11 protein-coding genes are annotated in these 18486 nt (G+C 62.1%); 8 read left to right on the plus strand and 3 right to left on the minus strand.

Features of this window, described 5'->3' with window-relative positions:
- Positions 1 to 13 precede the first annotated feature (13 nt).
- A complete protein-coding gene (locus tag JGZ97_RS09725) occupies positions 14 to 1399 on the minus strand; it encodes a flagellin (protein WP_207062416.1) in 1386 nt (461 codons plus the stop codon).
- A gap of 372 nt (positions 1400 to 1771) precedes the next feature.
- On the opposite strand from JGZ97_RS09725, the gene JGZ97_RS09730 reads away from it, so the two are divergent.
- From JGZ97_RS09730 to JGZ97_RS09740, 3 genes are read left to right on the plus strand one after another with little or no spacing between them, the layout of a single operon-like run.
- The gene (locus JGZ97_RS09730; protein WP_207062417.1) at positions 1772 to 3226 is read left to right on the plus strand and encodes a sigma-54 dependent transcriptional regulator; all 1455 of its coding nucleotides are present in this window, start codon (positions 1772 to 1774) and stop codon (positions 3224 to 3226) included.
- A 1-nt stretch (position 3227) separates the two neighbouring features.
- Entirely contained in the window at positions 3228 to 4421 is a 1194-nt protein-coding gene (locus tag JGZ97_RS09735) for a PAS domain-containing sensor histidine kinase (protein ID WP_242521655.1), read from the plus strand.
- Positions 4414 to 5793 carry a sigma-54 dependent transcriptional regulator gene (locus JGZ97_RS09740; RefSeq protein ID WP_207062418.1) on the plus strand — a complete coding sequence of 460 codons (1380 nt, stop codon included), beginning with the start codon at positions 4414 to 4416 and terminating at the stop codon, positions 5791 to 5793. Before JGZ97_RS09735 ends, JGZ97_RS09740 begins: the two co-directional genes overlap by 8 nt.
- A gap of 119 nt (positions 5794 to 5912) precedes the next feature.
- Here JGZ97_RS09740 and JGZ97_RS09745 read toward each other — a convergent pair whose 3' ends face one another.
- Positions 5913 to 6386: a hypothetical protein gene (locus tag JGZ97_RS09745; protein ID WP_207062419.1), complete on the minus strand. Its 474-nt coding sequence runs from the start codon at positions 6384 to 6386 to the stop codon at positions 5913 to 5915.
- A 245-nt stretch (positions 6387 to 6631) separates the two neighbouring features.
- Here JGZ97_RS09745 and acs point away from each other — a divergent pair, with 245 nt between their 5' ends.
- Both acs and JGZ97_RS09755 read left to right on the plus strand, forming a co-directional pair.
- Positions 6632 to 8584, plus strand: coding sequence for an acetate--CoA ligase (gene acs / locus JGZ97_RS09750; protein ID WP_207062420.1), 1953 nt, complete (start codon positions 6632 to 6634; stop codon positions 8582 to 8584).
- Between the two features lie 117 nt (positions 8585 to 8701).
- On the plus strand, positions 8702 to 9367 hold the full coding sequence (locus tag JGZ97_RS09755) for a response regulator transcription factor (RefSeq protein WP_207062421.1): 666 nt from the start codon (positions 8702 to 8704) through the stop codon (positions 9365 to 9367).
- A gap of 785 nt (positions 9368 to 10152) precedes the next feature.
- Here the strand turns inward: JGZ97_RS09755 and JGZ97_RS09760 are convergent.
- On the minus strand, positions 10153 to 14088 hold the full coding sequence (locus JGZ97_RS09760) for a NahK/ErcS family hybrid sensor histidine kinase/response regulator (RefSeq protein ID WP_207062422.1): 3936 nt from the start codon (positions 14086 to 14088) through the stop codon (positions 10153 to 10155).
- A 315-nt stretch (positions 14089 to 14403) separates the two neighbouring features.
- Here JGZ97_RS09760 and JGZ97_RS09765 point away from each other — a divergent pair, with 315 nt between their 5' ends.
- From JGZ97_RS09765 to JGZ97_RS09775, 3 genes are all read left to right on the plus strand, one after another.
- Positions 14404 to 14664 (plus strand): DUF4212 domain-containing protein, encoded by a 261-nt coding sequence (locus JGZ97_RS09765; RefSeq protein ID WP_207062423.1) that lies wholly within the window; start codon positions 14404 to 14406, stop codon positions 14662 to 14664.
- Between the two features lie 25 nt (positions 14665 to 14689).
- On the plus strand, positions 14690 to 16492 hold the full coding sequence (locus JGZ97_RS09770; RefSeq protein WP_207062424.1) for a sodium:solute symporter family protein: 1803 nt from the start codon (positions 14690 to 14692) through the stop codon (positions 16490 to 16492).
- A gap of 168 nt (positions 16493 to 16660) precedes the next feature.
- On the plus strand, positions 16661 to 18481 hold the full coding sequence (locus tag JGZ97_RS09775; RefSeq protein ID WP_207062425.1) for a putative nucleotidyltransferase substrate binding domain-containing protein: 1821 nt from the start codon (positions 16661 to 16663) through the stop codon (positions 18479 to 18481).
- Positions 18482 to 18486 lie beyond the last annotated feature (5 nt).

The following is an 18486-nucleotide window of genomic DNA, read 5'->3' on the forward strand; positions in this document are numbered from 1 at the left end:
CGCGAGGGCTACCTTATCCGAGCAGAGAGAGCACGGACTGGGGCAGCTGGTTGGCCTGGGCCAACATGGCGGTACCGGCCTGCTGCAGGATCTGGTTCCGGGTCAGCTCGGCAGTCTCCTTGGCGAAGTCGGCGTCCATGGTCCGTGAACGGGCCGCGGATACGTTCTCCGAGATGTTGCTCAGGTTGGAGATGGTGGAGCTCAGACGGTTCTGGATCGCACCCAGGTCCGCACGCTGGCTGTCGATGCCGGCGATGGCGGCGTCGATAGTGCCAAGCGCACTCTGAGCCCCATCGGCAGTGCTGATGTCCACTTGGGCAACTGAACTCAGTGTGGAGCCCGCGCTCAAGTTCAAGCCGGCAACGATGCCTGCGGCGCTCTCTCCGAGTACGAACGCTTCACCGCTGGAGAGGGTCAGGCCGGCGGACACAGATGAAGCAGCGGTGGCTGCGCCATCAAGGGTTGCCCCGCCTGCAGTACCAGCGAAGGAGATGCCGTCAACATCGGTCGCACTAATGTTGATCTCATTTGTTGCCGTATCAACAGTTGCGGAGTGTCCTGCTTTGTTGATATCCGAGGCCAGTGCGTCCAGATCGCCGCCGTAGGCATCTAGGTCAAATGTGTCGGTGCCAATGGTGAGGGTATCACCAGCAGTTGTTGAGCTCAGGCCTCCAACGGTGGCGCTGACAGAGGTAGATGCAGTAACGCCGGTAGCTGCGTCATTGATTGCCTTCGCGGCAACAGTGGCGGTGTCTGTTGCAGCTAGGGTTACGCCTTGGCCGTTGATTGTCAGGTCTCCGGCCACACCAACAGCGGCGAACGCGGAGGATGCGTTATTAACGGTTCCGCCCATCTCGCCAGCGGCGGTGCCTGCCAAAGTTGATTGGTGATTGCCGAGGCTGGTCGCCGAAATGTTGCTGAGGCTCACCGCAATGGTTTCGTTAGCATTGGCGCCGATCTGGAACTTCTGGGTGCCGTAGCTGCCGTCCAGCAAAGCTTGACCACCGAAGGAGGTGGTTTCGGCGATACGGGTCAGTTCCTCGGCCAGGGCGTCCACTTCCTTCTGCATCGCGGCGCGGTCAGAGGCGGAGTTGGAGCCGTTGGCGGACTGCAGGGAGAGCTCGCGCATCCGCTGCAGGATGTTGGTGGATTCCTGCATCGCACCTTCAGCGGTCTGGGCGATGGAGATGCCGTCGTTGGCGTTACGGATCGCCTGGTTCAGACCCTTGATCTGGGAAGTCTGACGGTTGGAGATGGCCAGGCCGGCCGCGTCGTCTTTGGCGCTGTTGATACGCAGACCGGAAGACAGACGCTGCAGGGAGTCCTGCAGGCCTTGAGTGGTCTTGGCCAGGTTGTTCTGCGCGTTCAGAGAAGCGACGTTAGTATTGATGACAGACATTTTCTAGCTCCTTTGCCGCTCTGCGCTTTCGCTTGGCGGCGCTTCAAACATGGATGCCAACGTTAAGCAGGCGGCCATAAAATTCGGTGTCACTGGTTTTAACGGCGGTTTGGCGGTTCACTTTAGTTTTTTTCGGGATTTTTTCAGCCCGGTGAGCCTTTGTTCCGCCGCTGACGGGAAAAGCTAACGGCCGGATTTATAGAAGGTTTAACCCCGGCTGTCGGTTTTGTGATCTGGATCAATAAAGCGAAGTTAAGTCCCTGACGTGGCAGTGAAGAAAGATGCGTCATTTCTTTGACTTTTTGCTTGAGAGAAACCGGTTGTTTGGTAGAATCGGCTCAAATCCGTCAAAAAATTGAAGGACGACACCCGGTGGCGCCCCAGTACCAGATACTTTTGATCGACGACGACGCCCGGCGCCGTGAATCCATGCTGGCCCTGTTCCGCTTCATGGAGCTGGAGTGCCATGCCTCGGACTTCGTACAGTGGTTCAAGGACGGCGACAGCCTGAAGATGCTGGCCGGTCATGGCTGCGTGGTCTTTCTCGGCAGCTGCGACCTGCCTATCTCCCTGGAAAAACTGTTACACGACTTCCAGCACCAGGACCCCTCGGTGCCGGTGCTGACGCTTTGTCCCTGGGAGGACGCATCCCGCCTGAGCGAACCGCTCAAGAGCATGCTGGTGGCCGAAATCGAGCTGCCCCTGGTGCAGGGGGAGCTGCTGACCCTGCTGCACCGGGCCCAGGTGCATCGTCAGCAGCGGGACGGCGCCAACGGCCAGCTACGCCTGTGGGAGAACCACAGCCGCCTGTTCAAGCACTTGGTGGGGGCCAGCCGGCCCATGCAGCAGGTGCGGGCGATGATGGCCCAGGTGGCCGATCGCGACGTGAGCGTGCTGATCACCGGCGAGTCCGGTACCGGCAAGGAGGTGGTGGCGCGCAACCTGCACGAGACCTCCTCCCGCGCCGACGGCCCTTTCGTGCCGGTGAACTGCGGCGCCATTCCCGGGGAACTGCTGGAGAGCGAGCTCTTCGGCCATGAGAAGGGCGCTTTTACCGGCGCCGTCTCGGCCCGGGTGGGGCGCTTCGAGCTGGCGAACGGCGGCACCCTGTTCCTGGACGAGATCGGCGACATGCCCCTGGCGATGCAGGTAAAGCTGCTGCGGGTGCTGCAGGAGCGCTGCTTCGAGCGGGTGGGGGGCAACCGCACCGTGGAGGTGGACGTGCGCATTATCGCCGCCACCCACAAGAACCTGGAGGCGATGATCGGCGAGGGGAGCTTCCGCGAGGATCTTTTCTACCGTATCAACGTCTTTCCCATCGAGATGCCGGCGCTGCGCGATCGGCTGGAAGATCTGCCCCAGCTGCTCAATGAGCTGGTGCGGCGCACCGAAGCCAACGGCCTGGGGCGGATTCAGTTTCATGGATCGGCCATCGAGTCCCTCAAGCGCCACCAGTGGCAGGGCAACGTGCGCGAGCTGGCCAACCTGGTGGAACGGCTGGCGATCCTGCACCCCGACGGGGTGATCGGCATCGACGAGCTGCCGGTTCGCTTTCGCTACCTGGAGCCCGATGAGCTGCCGGCCTATCTCGGCGAACCGGTCGCCGCCCCGCGGCAGGCCTCCGCAGCGGCGGGCAGCCTGTCGGAGCCGCGCCTGCCCGTCGACGGTATGGACCTCAAGGGCTATATGGCCGACCTGGAGCGCTCTTTGATCGAACAGGCGGTGGATGAATCCGGCAACGTGGTGGCCCGGGCGGCGGACCTTCTGGGTATTCGCCGCACCACCCTGGTGGAAAAAATGCGCAAATACGGGATTCAGCGTAAATAAGATGGCCCGGGACCAGGACAAACCGGGCTCGGTGCAGAGCCCCGAGGCGCTGCAGCAGGCTTTCGAAGCCTTCACCGAGATGTCCGAGCAGCTGGCGTCCTCCTATGCCGACCTTGAAGCGCGGGTGGAGCAGCTGAGCGCGGAGCTGGCCAGCACCAACGAGCAGCGCGAGCGGGAGCTGGCAGAGAAGGAGCAGGTGACCCGGCGGCTGGAGAGCCTGCTGGAGCTGCTGCCCGGGGGGGTGGTGGTGCTGGATAACCGCGGCCGGGTGCACGACTGCAACCCTGCCGCCGAGGAACTGCTCGGCAAGCCCTTGCTGGAGCAGCCCTGGATCGAGGTGATTCAGCGCAGCTTCGCACCGCGCGAGGACGACGGTCACGAGGTCTCGCTGCAGGACGGGCGCCGGGTCAGCCTGGCGACGCGCTCTCTCACCGGCGAGCCGGGGCAGATCATCCTGATTACTGACCATACCGAGACCCGCGAATTGCAGGCCAAGGTGAGCCATTTCCAGCGCCTCTCCTCCATGGGCAAGATGATGGCTTCCATCGCCCACCAGATCCGCACGCCGCTGTCGGCGGCGATGCTCTACAGTTCCCACCTGACCCGCCCGGTGCTGACGGACGAACAGCGGATCCGCTTTGCGGCGAAGGTGAAGAGCCGCCTCAGCTCGCTGGAGGAGCAGATCCGGGATATGCTGATTTTTGCCCGCGGCGAGACCAAGCTGACCGACTTTATCAGCAGCGAAGAGCTGTTCACCGCCATCGATGCCGCGCTTGATGTACCCCTGGCCCGTGCTGATGCCGATTGCGACTGTGTTAACCAGACCCCGGGCGTGTGGTTGCAGTGCAACCGAGAAGCCCTGGTGGGGGCCCTGATGAACCTGGTTAACAATGCCTTGCAGGCGGGTGCCGGCGACAAGGGGCTGGTGGTTCGCAGCCGCCCCCTGGACGATAAGATGCTGCTGCTCTCGGTGGAGGACCAGGGGCCGGGGATGGACGCGGCGCTGCTGGCCAAGGTGCAGGAGCCTTTTTATACCACCCGTCCCCAGGGTACCGGATTGGGGCTGGCGGTGGCGCAGGTGGCGGCCCGGGCCCATCACGGTGAGCTGGTGATCGAATCGACCCCGGGCAAGGGGACCCAGGCGGGCTTTAAGCTGCCTTACCGAAAGACCGAAACGGAGCAGACCCATGACTAAAGGCCGCGTACTGGTGGTTGAAGACGACCTGGAGCTGCGCGAGGCGCTCTGCGACACCCTGGATCTGGCCGGCTACGGCTTTAAGGGGGTGGACTCCGGCGAGGCGGCGTTGGAACTGCTCACCCGCGAGCCGATGGACATGGTGGTGAGCGACGTCAACATGGGGGGCATGGACGGACACGCCTTGCTGGCGGAGATCAAGCGTCGCCACCCCGGGCTGCCGATGATGCTGATCACCGCTTACGGTCAGGTGGATCGGGCCGTGGATGCGATCCGTAACGGCGCCGTGGACTACCTGCTAAAACCCTTTGAACCGGAGCAGCTGCTGGCCATTGTCGGGCGTTACGCGGACAGCCAGCTGGAGGCAGGTTCCGTGCCCGAGCCCGTGGCCGAGGAGGCTTCCAGCAAGCAGCTGCTGCAGCTCGCGCGCCGGGTCGCCAGCACCGATTCCACCGTGTTGATCCTGGGCGAGTCCGGCACCGGCAAGGAGGTGCTGGCCCAGTATATTCACCGTCACTCGCCACGGCGTGACGGCCCCTTCGTGGCCATCAACTGCGCGGCCATTCCCGAGAACATGCTCGAGGCGACCCTGTTCGGCCACGAGAAAGGATCTTTTACCGGTGCTCACGCCAGCATGCCCGGCAAGTTCGAGCAGGCGGACGGCGGCACTATCCTGCTCGATGAGATCTCCGAGATGGAGGTGGGGCTGCAGGCCAAACTGCTGCGGGTGCTGCAGGAGCAAGAGGTGGAGCGCATCGGCGGGCGCAAAACCATCAAGCTGGATGTGCGGGTGCTGGCCACCAGCAACCGTGATCTGGCCCAGCAGGTGAGCGAGGGGCGCTTCCGGGAAGATCTCTATTACCGGCTCAATATCTTCCCCCTGCAGTGGCTGCCCCTGCGCGAGCGCCCGGCGGACCTGGTGCCCCTGGCCGGCCGGCTGCTGCAGCACCATGCCGCCAAGATGAACCGGGGACCCGTGGCCCTGGACCCCAGCGCCGAGCAGGCGATCCTGGCCCACCACTGGCCGGGTAACGTGCGCGAGCTGGAGAATGCCGTTCAGCGTGCCCTGATTCTGCAGCCCGGAGCGCAGATTCAGGCGCAGGACCTCTGCATTCAGGCCCCCGGGGGCCCTGCATCGGTGAACCTCAGTGCGGTCTCACCCGTGCCCGCGGCGCCAGAGCCGGGAGGCAGCCAGCTGGGGGATGAGGTGCGTCAGCGCGAGTTTCAGCTGATCATCGAGGCCCTGCGCGCCACCGGCGGCAGCCGCAAAGAGGCCTCCGAAAAACTGGGCATCAGCCCGCGCACCCTGCGCTACAAGCTGGCCCAGATGCGTGACAGCGGCCTCGATGTGGATGCCTTGCTGCGGGGCTGAGCTTGGTTCTGGGGGAGCGGGAAGCGGGAAACGGGAAACGGGAAGGTGAGGGCGGTAACCGCTGATCCTCATCCCTCATTCCTCATTCCTCACGTGCCCTCTCACTCTTGCCGCCCCGCTCAGAGTCCGCAGCGGTGTACCATCTCCAGCCAGAGCCGTACCTGGCCCACCGCGCTGTGCAGGTCCATGCCCAGCAGACTTTCGCTCTCCTGCCGGCACAGTTCGCGCTCCTCGCCCGGGACTCCGGCGAACAGCTCCGCCAGGGGGCGCAGGGGCAGGTCTAGCTCCGTATCCAGGGCCTCCTCCACGGCTTCAAGCGCCTGTTCGCTGCCATGGAGGTCCACCGCGTACAACGCCTCTTCCCCGAGATCCTCCCGTAGCTCCTGCAGCACTGCCTTGGCGCTGTGGCCTTCCATCAGCAGCTGTTGCGGGTCCACCTCCAGGTAGCCGTGATCCCGTTCCAGCCAGGCGTCCTCCGGGCTGATCAGGGTGTGCTTGACCTCGCCCCCGGGCAGGGACCAGGCGACGGCGACGGGAAAACCCTCCGGGTCCGGAGTGCTCAGTTCGAAGGCGATAATCACCGGGTAGGACATGGGGTTTTAGCTCCAGCAGAAAACAAGCGCTCATTATATACGGCTGCGCCATTAGTATGAGCGCCCGCCGCCGGGCCGCCATGTTCCGGGGTGCGTAGACCAATGTCTAATTTAGAGGGCTTCCGGCGGTTCGGTATAACCAGTGGTATCGGCCAATAAGAAAAATGGGCGGGCCCATGCCTGCGATAAACGGCAAGGAATAACAACGATAAATACATTACCTGATATGGATAAAGGGCATCATCATGAGTGAAACCAAGGTCTACCCCGTCAATCCGGAATTTGCCAAGAATGCCTGGGTTGATAACGACAAGTACCTGGCGATGTACGAGCAGTCCGTGAAAGACCCCGAGGGCTTCTGGGGCGAGCACGGCAAGCGACTGGACTGGATCAAGCCGTATACCAAGGTCAAGAACACCTCTTTCGATCCCCACAACGTCGACATTCGCTGGTTCGAAGACGGCACCCTGAACGCCTCCGCCAACTGCCTGGACCGTAACCTGGAAACCCGTGGCGACCAGGTGGCCATCATCTGGGAAGGCGACGACCCCAACGAAGACGAGAAAATCACCTATCGCGACCTGTACGAGCGGGTCTGCAAGTTCGCCAACGCCCTGAAAGCCCAGGGCGCCAAGAAAGGCGACGTGGTGACCCTGTACCTGCCGATGATCCCTGAGGCCGCCGTGGCCATGCTGGCCTGTGCCCGCATCGGCGCCGTGCACTCCATCGTTTTCGGCGGTTTCTCCCCCGATGCCCTGGCAGCGCGGATCGAGGGCGCCAAGTCCAACATCGTGATCACCGCTGATGAGAGCCTGCGCGGCGGCAAGGCCGTGCCGCTGAAGGCCAACGTCGATAAGGCCCTGCAGAACGCCGGCACCGCCTGCTGCGAAAAAGTGGTGGTGGTCAAGCGCACCGGCGGCAACATCGACTGGAATGAGAGCCGGGACGTCTGGTACGAGGAGATCGTCGCCGACGCTTCCGTCGATTGCCCGCCCGAGGAGATGAACGCCGAGGATCCGCTGTTCATCCTCTACACCTCCGGTTCCACTGGCCAGCCCAAGGGCCTCAAGCACACCACCGGCGGTTATATGGTCTACGCGGCCATGACCCACCAGTACGCCTTCGACTACAAGGACGGCGACATCTACTGGTGTACTGCCGACGTGGGCTGGGTCACCGGCCACAGCTACATCGTCTACGGCCCCCTGGCCAACGGCGCCACTACCCTGATGTTCGAAGGGGTGCCAAGCTACCCGGACATGTCCCGTTTCGGCCGCGTGATCGAGAAGCACAAGGTCAACCAGTTCTACACCGCGCCTACCGCCATCCGCGCGCTGATGCAGCAGGGCGAGGACGTGCTGGGTGACTCCGATCTCTCCAGCCTGAAGATCCTCGGTTCCGTGGGCGAGCCCATCAACCCCGAGGCCTGGGAGTGGTACCACCGGGTCATGGGCAAGGGTAAGTGCCCCATCGTCGACACCTGGTGGCAGACCGAAACCGGCGGCATGATGATCCTGCCCCTGCCGGGTGCTACCGCCGCCAAGCCGGGCTCGGCCACCCGCCCATTCTTCGGGGTGCAGCCGGCCCTGGTGGACAACGAGGGCAACATTCTCGACGGCGCCACCGACGGCAACCTGGTCATCACCGACAGCTGGCCGGGCCAGGGCCGCTCCATCTGGGGCGATCACGAGCGCTTCGTACAGACCTACTTCTCCACCTTCAAGGGCTACTACACCACCGGTGACGGCGCTCGTCGCGACGAGGACGGTTACTACTGGATCACCGGTCGTGTGGACGATGTGATCAACGTCTCCGGTCACCGCATGGGTACCGCCGAGGTGGAGTCCGCCCTGGTGGCGCACCCGAAAGTGGCCGAGGCAGCCGTGGTGGGTTACCCCCACGACCTCAAGGGCCAGGGCATCTACGTTTACGTGACCCTGCAGGCCGGCGAGGAGGAGTCCGACGAGCTGCTCAAGGAGCTGCGTAACTGGGTGCGTCAGGAGATCGGCCCGATCGCCACTCCCGACCTGATCCAGTTCGCACCGGGCCTGCCCAAGACCCGTTCCGGCAAGATCATGCGCCGGATTCTGCGTAAGGTGGCCGAGGATGATTTCGGTAGCCTGGGCGATACCTCCACCCTGGCCGACCCGAGCGTCGTGGACGATCTGATCGAGAACCGTCGCAACCGTAAGAGCTAACGCTCAAGCTGTTGTAACTTCTTTGAAAAGCCCCCCTAGTCCTTTAGACTAGGGGGGCTTTTTTGTGCAGACGCCTCAAGGCGCGCTATCGACAGGAACAGGCGGGAGTAAATACGGATGCAACTGGCGCAAAAAATTATCATCGCAGACGACCATCCCCTTTTCAGGGCGGCGCTGAAGCAGGCCGTGACCCAGGCGGTGCCGGATGTTGTCGTGATCGAGGCCGATTCCCTCACCGCGCTGCAGGAAACTGTCGAGGCCCATAGCGATGCAGATCTGGTGCTGCTCGACCTGCACATGCCGGGCACCAACGGCTTCACGGGGCTGGTGTTCCTGCGCGGGCAGAACCCGAGTATGCCGGTGGTGGTGGTTTCCGGCAGCGAAGAGCCGCGGGTGATGCGCCGGGCCATTGAATACGGAGCCTCCGGGTTTATCCCCAAGTCGGCACCGCTGGAAACTATCTCTGCCGCGATCCTGGACGTGCTCGAAGGCGAAGTCTGGCTTCCTGAAGAAGTGGCCGATGGCGCCGAGGGGGTGAGCGAGGATGACGCTGAGTTCGCTGCCAAGCTGGCCTCCCTGACGCCCCAGCAGTTCCGGGTGCTGATGATGCTGACCGAAGGGCTGCTCAACAAGCAGATCGCCTATGAGCTCAACGTCAGCGAGGCGACGATCAAGGCCCACGTCACCGCTATCCTGCGCAAACTCGGGGTTCACAGCCGCACCCAGGCGGTGATCGAAGCGAGCCGCCTCGGGGTGGAGGCGCCCAAGACCGAACTCGGCTGATCCTTAAGATTCTGTTGTGCCATGCCCCCGCCCACGTGCGGGGGTTTTGCGTTTTTGGGGGCGGCTTTCGGCGCAAAGCAGCCCTTTTGGGGTTGTTTTGGTGGGCCGATGGTTTGGGTGTTTCAGATTGTTTGTTGAACGGGGACGATGGTTGTTTGTTGCGCCCACTCGGGCGCCTTCATTTCTTTGCCGCGCGGCAAAGAAACAGAAGCAAAGAAACCGCGCCCCAATCAATCGCCCTGCGGGTACGCGCCTGCGGCGCTATGAAAGCCAAACTGAGGCGACCATACGCGCCATCCTTGGCGCGGATGGTCGGATCGTCATCCTTGACGATCCCCTTCGGGCCATTTTCAGTCTGGCTTTCATCGATTGATAGGGGACCCAGGGGTGCTTTCCGAAGCGACGCTGCTCGCCTACAGGCCTCATGTTGCCGGTCAGTCAGCGCTGCCGTTGCCTCAGGCAACTGCTTGGTTCCCTTTCGTAATCGTTCAAAGTCAGCATGATTAGGCCCGCAAGGGGGCCGTCATGGATGACGGCCCTGGTCGCCGCGCCATGGAAGGCGCGTCGGCCAGCCCAAGCTGACTTTGAGCGCGCCAACGGCGCGTACCCGAAGGGCGATTGCGCAAGGGTCGCCTGGGTTTGCTAAGGGAATGGCGAAACATTCCCTTAGCCCGCCCGGCCGGGGCGGAATAAAACCTCATCGGAAGGCCGAAAATGAGCTGGAAAATCCAAAGCCCCACATCACCGAAAAGGTCCGCGTTGCGCCGTTAATCGCCCTGCGCTCCTCAGCGCTTGGCCAGCAGCGTATTCATCATCGCCCTAAGGCCGGCGGGCTTCATGGGCTTGTGCAGCAGGCGGGCGCCGAAGGTGGCGACTTCCTCCTGGATTTCGTCAGTGCGGTCGGCGGTGATGACGATGGCCGGAACGGGCTGCTCCCAGTGCCGCGCCAGGGCCTCCAGCGCCATGATGCCGGTCTGGGTCTCTCCCAGGTGGTAGTCGGCGAGAATGATATCGGGAACAAACCCGGTCTCGGCCTGGGCGAGGGCATCGGCCTCGCTCAGCGCGGTGCGTACCTCGCAGCCCCAGCCCTTGAGCAGCGCCGCCATCCCTTCCAGGATATTGGGCTCGTTGTCGATGCATAGCACCTTGACCCCGTTAAGGTTGCTGGCCCGGCCGCCTGCGCCGCGGCCCCGGGGGCTCTTCTTCACCACCTTCTGCGGATCGCCCAGCGGCAGGTCGATGCTGAACACCGTGCCGGCGCCGACCCAGGAACGGACGTTCAGCGGGTGCTCGAGCATGCGGGCGATGCGCTCGGTGATCGCCAGCCCCAGTCCCAGTCCCTTGACCTGGGAGTGCTTGGGGTTGTCGATGCGACGAAACTCTTCGAACACCTCTTTGATCTTGTTATCGGGAATGCCGACCCCGGTGTCCCAGACCTCGACCCGAAGGGTGCTACCACGACGGCGGCAGCCCAGCAGAATGCGACCGGACTGGGTGTAGCGGATGGCGTTGGAGAGAAAGTTCTGCAGCACCCGGCGCAGCAGTTGCTGGTCGCTGTGTACCACCTGGTCACAATTGACGCTGCGAAAATCGAGCCCTTTCTCTGCCGCCAGTACGCGGAACTCTGCCTGCAGGTTGCCGAACAGGGTGCCGAGACGGAAGTGGGTGAGGGTGGGCTCAAGAGCACCGGCATCCAGCTTGGAGATGTCCAGCAAGGTGACCAGCAGCTCTTCGGCGGCTTTTAGCGAACCGTCCAGGTTGCGGACCAGCTCGGCGGTCTCCTCGTCGTGGCCGCGCTGACCCAGGGCCGAGGCGAACAGGCGCGAGGCGTTGAGCGGTTGCAGCAGGTCGTGGCTGGCGGCTGCGAGAAAGCGGGTCTTGCCCTGGTTGGCCTCGTCCGCCTCCGACTTGGCCTGGCGCAGCTCGTCCTCGATCAGGGCGCGGATGGTGTTCTCCTTGCGCAGCTCCTTGTTGATCGCGGAAATCGCCTGGGTGCGTTCGTGGACCCGCTGCTCCAGGTTTTCGTTGGTCTCCTGCAGGGCCAGCTCCGCCTGCCGGCGCTCGGTGATGTCCTGGTAGAGGGTGAAGTAGCCCAGCACGTCCCCGTACTCGCCGATATGGGGAATGTAGGTAACGTCGGCATAGCGCACCTGGCCGTCAGGGTGGGGCAGGCGGGTCTCGAAGCGCTGGCGCTCGCCCTTGAGTACCCGGTTGATAAAGGGGGTGCGTTGCTCGTATTCGTCCCGGTCCAGGATCTTGTAACAGGGTGTGCCGGAGATGTTGTGGCGGTCGCGAATGCCGAAGGTCTCGGCATAGGCGCGGTTGACGAAGAGGTAGTTCCGCTCGCAGTCGAGGTAGGCGATCAGTACCGGCACGTTGTCGGTATAGATGCGGATGCTCTGCTCGCTTTCACGCAGGGCCTCCTCGGTGCGCTTGTGGGCGGTGATGTCCATGTAGGTGTTTACGTAGCCGCCGCCGGGCATGGGGTTGCCCTGTATCTCCATGACGGTGCCGTCCTGACGGTAGCGTACGTAGGAGTGGGGCTGGCCGGATTTAAGCACCGCCAGCCGTTTGCTGACCAGCTCCTCGATGTCACCGGGGCCGTATTCACCCATCTGCGCATTGTGGCGGAAGATGTCGGCGGCGGGGCGGCCTACGCAGATCAGCCCTTCGGGGTAGTCGAACATCTCGGTATAACGGCGGTTCCAGGCCACCAGGCGCATCTGCTGGTCCACCACGCTGATCCCCTGGTTGACGTTTTCGATGGTCGATTGCAGCAGGGAGCGGTTGAACTTGAGCACTTGGGACGCTTCGTCGACGATGGAGACCACATCGCCCAGTTGCATGTCCTTGCCGCGCAGGGTGGAGGCCATGAGAATCCGGGCCGAGGATGAGCCGATCACCCCCGCCAGCAGGCGTTCGGTGAAGTCGATCAGCTCGCTGGACGCGCGGTCGCCGGACAGGGGCGGGTCTTCGCCCCGCTGCAGGGCGAATCCGGTGAGGGCGTGTTTCGCCTTATTCATGCCGATGAAGCGCTCTACCAGCAGCTGCAGGTCCCCCACGGTGGCGTGGCCGGCGACCCCGTGACTCGGCTCCAGGGTGTAGTCGGCCTGGGTGTCCACGTAGGTGCTGGCCTGGATGCGGTCGATCAGCCGCACCGGACCGTAGCGGGACACCAGCACATACAGCAGGGTGTTGATCAGCAGGCTCCAGAAGGTGCCGTGGGTGAGCGGGTCGGTGAGCGGCATGCCGAACAGGGCGGTGGGGTGTGCCCAGTCCGATTGCCACAGGGCGGCTTGCATCGCCTCGGGAATCAGCCCCGCCGTGGTCATGGTGGGAATCACCAGGGTGTAAAGCCAGATGGCAAAGCCCGCGCTGATGCCGGCCAGGGCGCCGTAGCGGCTGCCCTTTTTCCAGGTCACGGCGCCGAGCAGGGCGGGGGCGAACTGGGCCACGGCGACGAATGCCAGCAGGCCGAAGGAGGCGAGATCCCCGGACTCGCCAAAAATCCGGTAGTAGAAGTAGGCCAGCAGCATCAGGTTGATGATGGTGAGTCGGCGTACCTTGAGCAGCAGCGAACCCAGGTCCTTACTTCTTGAGATGTGGCGCTTGAGCCAGGGAAAGCGCATCAGCACGGGCACTACGATGTCGTTACAGACCATGGTGCTGAGGGTGATGGTGGCGACGATGACCATGGAAGTGGCGGCGGAAAGCCCGCCGAGAAAGGCGAACATCGCCAGCTGGTTTTCCCCGGCCGCCAGGGGCAGGCTGAGGACGAAGGTGTCGGCGTCAACGGTGCCGTCGGGAAAGGTGAGCATCCCCGCGGTGGCGATCGGCAGTACGAACAGGCTGGCCAGGATCAGGTAGCCGGGAAACACCCAGCGCGCTACCCGCAGGTCCTTGGGGTCGGCGTTCTCCACCACGGCGACGTGGAACTGGCGCGGCAGGCAGAGGATGGCGATGGCGGCCAGCAGGGTCTCGGTAATGAAGCTGTTCTGGGTCAGGTCGCGTTGAAAGTTCTCGTTGGTGGCCAGCTCTCTTGCCGCCTTGCTGAACAGGTCGTCAAAGCCGTCGAAGATCCCAAAGGTGACGAACAGCCCCACGGCGATGAACGCGGCGAGCTTGACGATCGATTCAAAGGCCACCGCCAGCACGATGCCCTCGTGGTGTTCGGTGGCGTCGATGTGCCGGGTACCGAAGAGGATCGAGAAGAGGGCCATCAACAGGGCCACGAACAGGGCGGTGTCGGCGCCGTTGCTGGCGGTGGCGCCGGCGGCGGTGGTGAGCGCGTTGTAGCTAATTGCCACCGCTTTAAGCTGCAGGGCGATGTAGGGAACCACCCCCAGTACCGCGATGGTGGTGACCAGCACCGCCAGCATCTGGCTTTTACCGTAGCGTGAGGCGATGAAGTCGGAGATGGTGGTGATGTTCTGCTGCTTGCTGATCTGGACAATCTTGGTGAACACCTGCCAGGCGACGATAAAGGTGATGATCGGGCCAAGATAAGTGGCGAGGAACTCCCAGCCGCTGGTGGAGGCGCGCCCCACGGCACCGTAAAAGGTCCAGGAGGTGGCGTAGACCGCCAGGGAAAGGCTGTATACCAGGGGCCGGGCGCGGGAGCTTAAAAGCTGACGGGCGTGGTTGTCGCCGTAATAGGCGATTGCAAACAGGGTCCCCACGTAGGTGAGGGAGATAAGGGTAATAAACCAGCCTTCGAGCATAAATTCACCGGCCTTGGTAATTCATCGGCAAGCGCAGAACGTATCAGTTTTTTTGCTGTTTTGGTAATACCAAGGTCGCAGATACGAGGTCCCTAAGACCATTGTCTAGCGCCGCTGATGCGGTGCGAAAAAACGCCGGGCTACGTTTTTAATCCGTTGAATTCATGCTGGTTTGTGTGTTTTTTGATGGGGTGGCGGGTGTTTGCCCTCTTTCTTCAGACTAAAGTCGTGGTTTGTTTGAAAACACTCTTTGTTAGATTCCAATAGTCTTTTCTCGGATTCAATCTAATAACAACAACTGAAAAGGAAGGTGCCATGAGCATTACCCAAGAAAATGCCACCGCCTACTGGAAAGAAAACCTCCGAATTATTCTTTCCTACCTGGCGATCTGGTTCGTGGTCTCGTATGGCTGCGGCATCCTGTTCATCGACGAACTCAACGCCATTCCCTTCTTCGGGTTTAAGCTCGGGTTCTGGTTCGCACAACAGGGTTCTATCTTCGTATTCTGCGGCTTGATCGTTGCTTATGTCATAAGCATGAACAAGCTCGACGAAAAATACGACGTGCACGAATAACAATAACAAATAGGACGGCTTCAATATGGAAACCCAAGATATTCTCAACTTTGCCTTTATAGGCGCGTCCTTCGCGCTCTATATCGGTATCGCGATCTGGGCGAAAGCCGGGTCGACCAAGGAGTTCTACGTGGCAGGGGGCGGTGTTCCGCCGATCGCCAACGGGATGGCCACGGCTGCCGACTGGATGTCAGCCGCGTCTTTTATCTCCCTCGCGGGGATCATCTCCTTCATCGGCCGTGACGGTGCCGCCTACCTGATGGGCTGGACCGGCGGTTACGTTATGCTGGCCATGCTGCTGGCACCTTACCTGCGTAAGTTCGGTAAGTTCACCGTGCCCGACTTCGTCGGCGACCGGTACTACTCCAGCACCGCGCGGGTTATCGCCGTTATCTGTACCATCATCATCTCCTTCACCTACGTGGCGGGTCAGATGCGTGGTGTCGGTATCGTGTTCTCCCGCTTCCTGCACGTGGACATCAACACCGGTGTTATGATCGGTATGGCGATCGTCTTCGTCTACGCCGTTCTCGGCGGCATGAAGGGGATCACCTATACCCAGGTGGCCCAGTACTGCGTACTGATCCTGGCATTCACCGTGCCTGCACTCTTCCTCTCTTTCCAGATCACCGGCCACGTACTGCCGCAGACCGGTCTGGGCGCGGACGTTGAAGGTGGCCGCTCGATTCTCGCGACGATCGACCAGCTGTCGCTGGAGCTGGGCTTCCAGGAGTACACGGCAGGGTCCAAGACCACCCTGGATATGTTCTTCCTGACTGCCGCCCTGATGTGCGGTACTGCCGGTCTGCCCCACGTAATCGTGCGTTTCTTCACGGTTCCCCGTGTTAAGGACGCCCGTGTCTCTGCCGGCTGGGCGCTGATGTTCATCGCCATCCTCTACACCGCGGTTCCCGGTGTGGCGGCGTTCGGTAAGTACAACCTGATCAAGACCGTAAACGGACCGGACAAGAGCGGTGTGGCTTACACCGAGATGCCCGAGTGGTTCAAGAACTGGGAGAACGCGGGCCTGATCGGCTGGCACGACTACAACGGCGACGGCAAGGTTCAGTACGCCGCTGGTAACGCCTTCGCTGGCAAGCCTGCCTTCGACGGCGAAAACCGCACCGAGCTGGGCTCACGGGTCGTGACCAACCTCACCGAAGGCACCTTCGATGCCTCCAAGCAGCCTTTCGCCAACGAAGTCTACGTTGACCGTGACATCATGGTACTGGCCAACCCCGAGATCGCTAAGCTGCCCGGCTGGGTAGTGGCGCTGGTTGCCGCCGGTGCGGTCGCCGCGGCCCTCTCAACGGCTGCCGGTCTGCTGCTGGTAATCTCCACCGCGGTCTCTCACGACCTGATGAAGAAGACCATCAACCCCAACATCACCGACAAGCAGGAGCTGCTCTACGCCCGTCTGGCCGCTGTGGTAGCCATCTGTGTCGCCGGTTACTTCGGCATCAACCCGCCCGGCTTCGTGGCGATCGTGGTAGCCCTGGCCTTTGGTCTGGCGGCCTCCTCGTTCTTCCCGGCCATCATCATGGGGATCTTCTCCAAGCGGATGAACAAGGAAGGTGCGATTGCCGGTATGGTTGTGGGTATCGGTTCCACCATGGCCTACATCATCTACTTCAAGTTCATGGGCGGCACCAAGGACGAAATGTTCATGGGTATCTCGCCTGAGGGCTTCGGTACCGTCGGCATGATCCTGAACTTCATCGTCGCGTTCGTCGTCTCTTCCATGACGGCTCCGCCGCCGGCTGAGATTCAGGAAATCGTTGAGGATATCCGTATCCCCCGCGGTGCCGGTGACGCGCACGCCCACTAAAACCGTGATCTGATCACGGGTACATTCAAAGGCACACCGGCGTTAGCAGGTGTGCCTTTTTCTTTTGCGGGTATAGGCTGCAACAAGCCGGTGGCGCCAGCGCCCCTGCTTGAGATCTATCCGGCGCGGCTTCGCCGAGAAGCGCGCCCTGACCGGAGTCTGGTGCGAATGCCGACCGATTTTAACGAATCCAACTTACCGTTCAGCCTGCTGGAGCCCAGCGAGCTGAACCTGCTGAAAGCCAACCTGGACATCGCCTACTACCAGAAAGGCGAACACCTGATCAAAGCCGGGGAGGCACCCGAGGGGCTCTTTATCGTGCTCAAGGGGCGCGTTAGAGAGAGCGAGCACAAGGAGTCCGGTGCCGACGAGCACGTCTTCGTGCATTACCAGGACGAGGACTATTTTGGTGCCTGGTCCGCCCTCAAGGGCAAGGCGATTCACAACTTTATCGCCGAAGAGGAGACCATCGCCCATATCCTGCCTACCAAGACGCTGCTGGAGCTGGTTTACAGCAACCCGCGTTTCGGCGACTACTTCAGTCGCACCCTGGCGGCCAAAACCGAGATTCACGAGGCCCACGGGGAAGAGCAGGGCATGGCGGAGTTCATGCTCGCCCAGGTGGACGGGGAGTGCATGCGCGATCCGCTGATCGTGCTGGAGGGCACCTCCATTCGCGACACCACCGCGATGATGCGGGAAAAGCACGCCGACTGCGTGCTGATCCGCAAGGGCTCGCGCTACGGGATTGTCACCGGCACCGACCTGCTGAACGCCGTGGTGCTCAAAGAGCAGAGCCTGGAGACCGACGTTTCCGAGATCGCCAGCTACCGCTTGGTGACGGTGGAAGCGGGGGATTACCTGTTCAATGCCCTGACCCTGATGACTCTGCAGCATATCGAGCGGGTGGTGGTGATGAAGGACCACCAGCTGCTGGGGATCATCGAGCTCACCGATGTGCTCAGCTACTTCTCAACCCACTCCCATGTCATCGGCCTGCGGATTCAGCGGGCGCAGACGGTGGAAGACCTGTCCCGGGCGGCCCACGGCCTGAACGATTTGATCAAGTCCCTGGTCGCCCACGGCGTCAAGGCGCGCTTTGCCATGGATCTGGTGGCGGCCATGAACGAGCGGGTGATGGCCAAGTTGTTTCACCTGCTGGTGCCCGAAGATATTCTGCCCCACGTCTGCCTGGTGGTCATGGGCAGCGAAGGTCGCGGCGAGCAGATCATGAAAACCGACCAGGATAACGCGGTGATCATGCGTGACGGGCTGGACTGGCCCGACCGCGAACCGGTGTTGCAGAAGTTTACCGAGGTGCTGATTGAATTCGGTTATCCCAAGTGCCCCGGAGACATCATGGTCTCCAACCCCTACTGGGTGCAGCACCTGGGGGACTGGACCGCGCGCATGAATGAATGGGCCAGCAGCGCCGAAGGCGAGGCGCTGATGAACCTGGCGATCGCCGTGGATGCCAAACCGGTGGCCGGCAACCCGGCCCTGTTCAAGGCGGGGCGCAACTGGTTCCTGCGCCAGATGCACGACAACGAGGTGTTTTTCTCCCACTTCGCCAAGGCATCCCTGGAGTTTGCCACGCCGCTGACCCTGTTCGGCGGCATCAAGAGCAAGGAAGCCGGTATCGATATCAAGAAGGGAGGGGTGTTCCCCATCGTTCACGGCGTCCGTACCCTGGCGCTGCAGCACCGCATCCTGGAGACCAATACCTTCAAGCGGATCGATGCGCTGATGGAGGCGGGGGTGCTGCAAAAGAACCAGGGGCGGGACCTGATCGAGGCGCTCTCGATCTTCGTCCAGATTCGCCTCCAGCAGCAACTGGTGCGAATGGAGAGCGCGGATTTCCAGGATGCCCCCAACCTGATCATGATCGATCACCTCGACCGGCTGGATAAAGATCTGCTCCGCGAGGCCCTGCACGTGGTCAAGGAGTTCAAGAAGCATCTGGCCCTTCGTTATCATCTGGATAGGTAAGTGTT

Origin of the sequence: Motiliproteus sp. SC1-56 (assembly GCF_017309075.1) — a bacterium.
Classification (GTDB): domain Bacteria; phylum Pseudomonadota; class Gammaproteobacteria; order Pseudomonadales; family Balneatricaceae; genus Motiliproteus.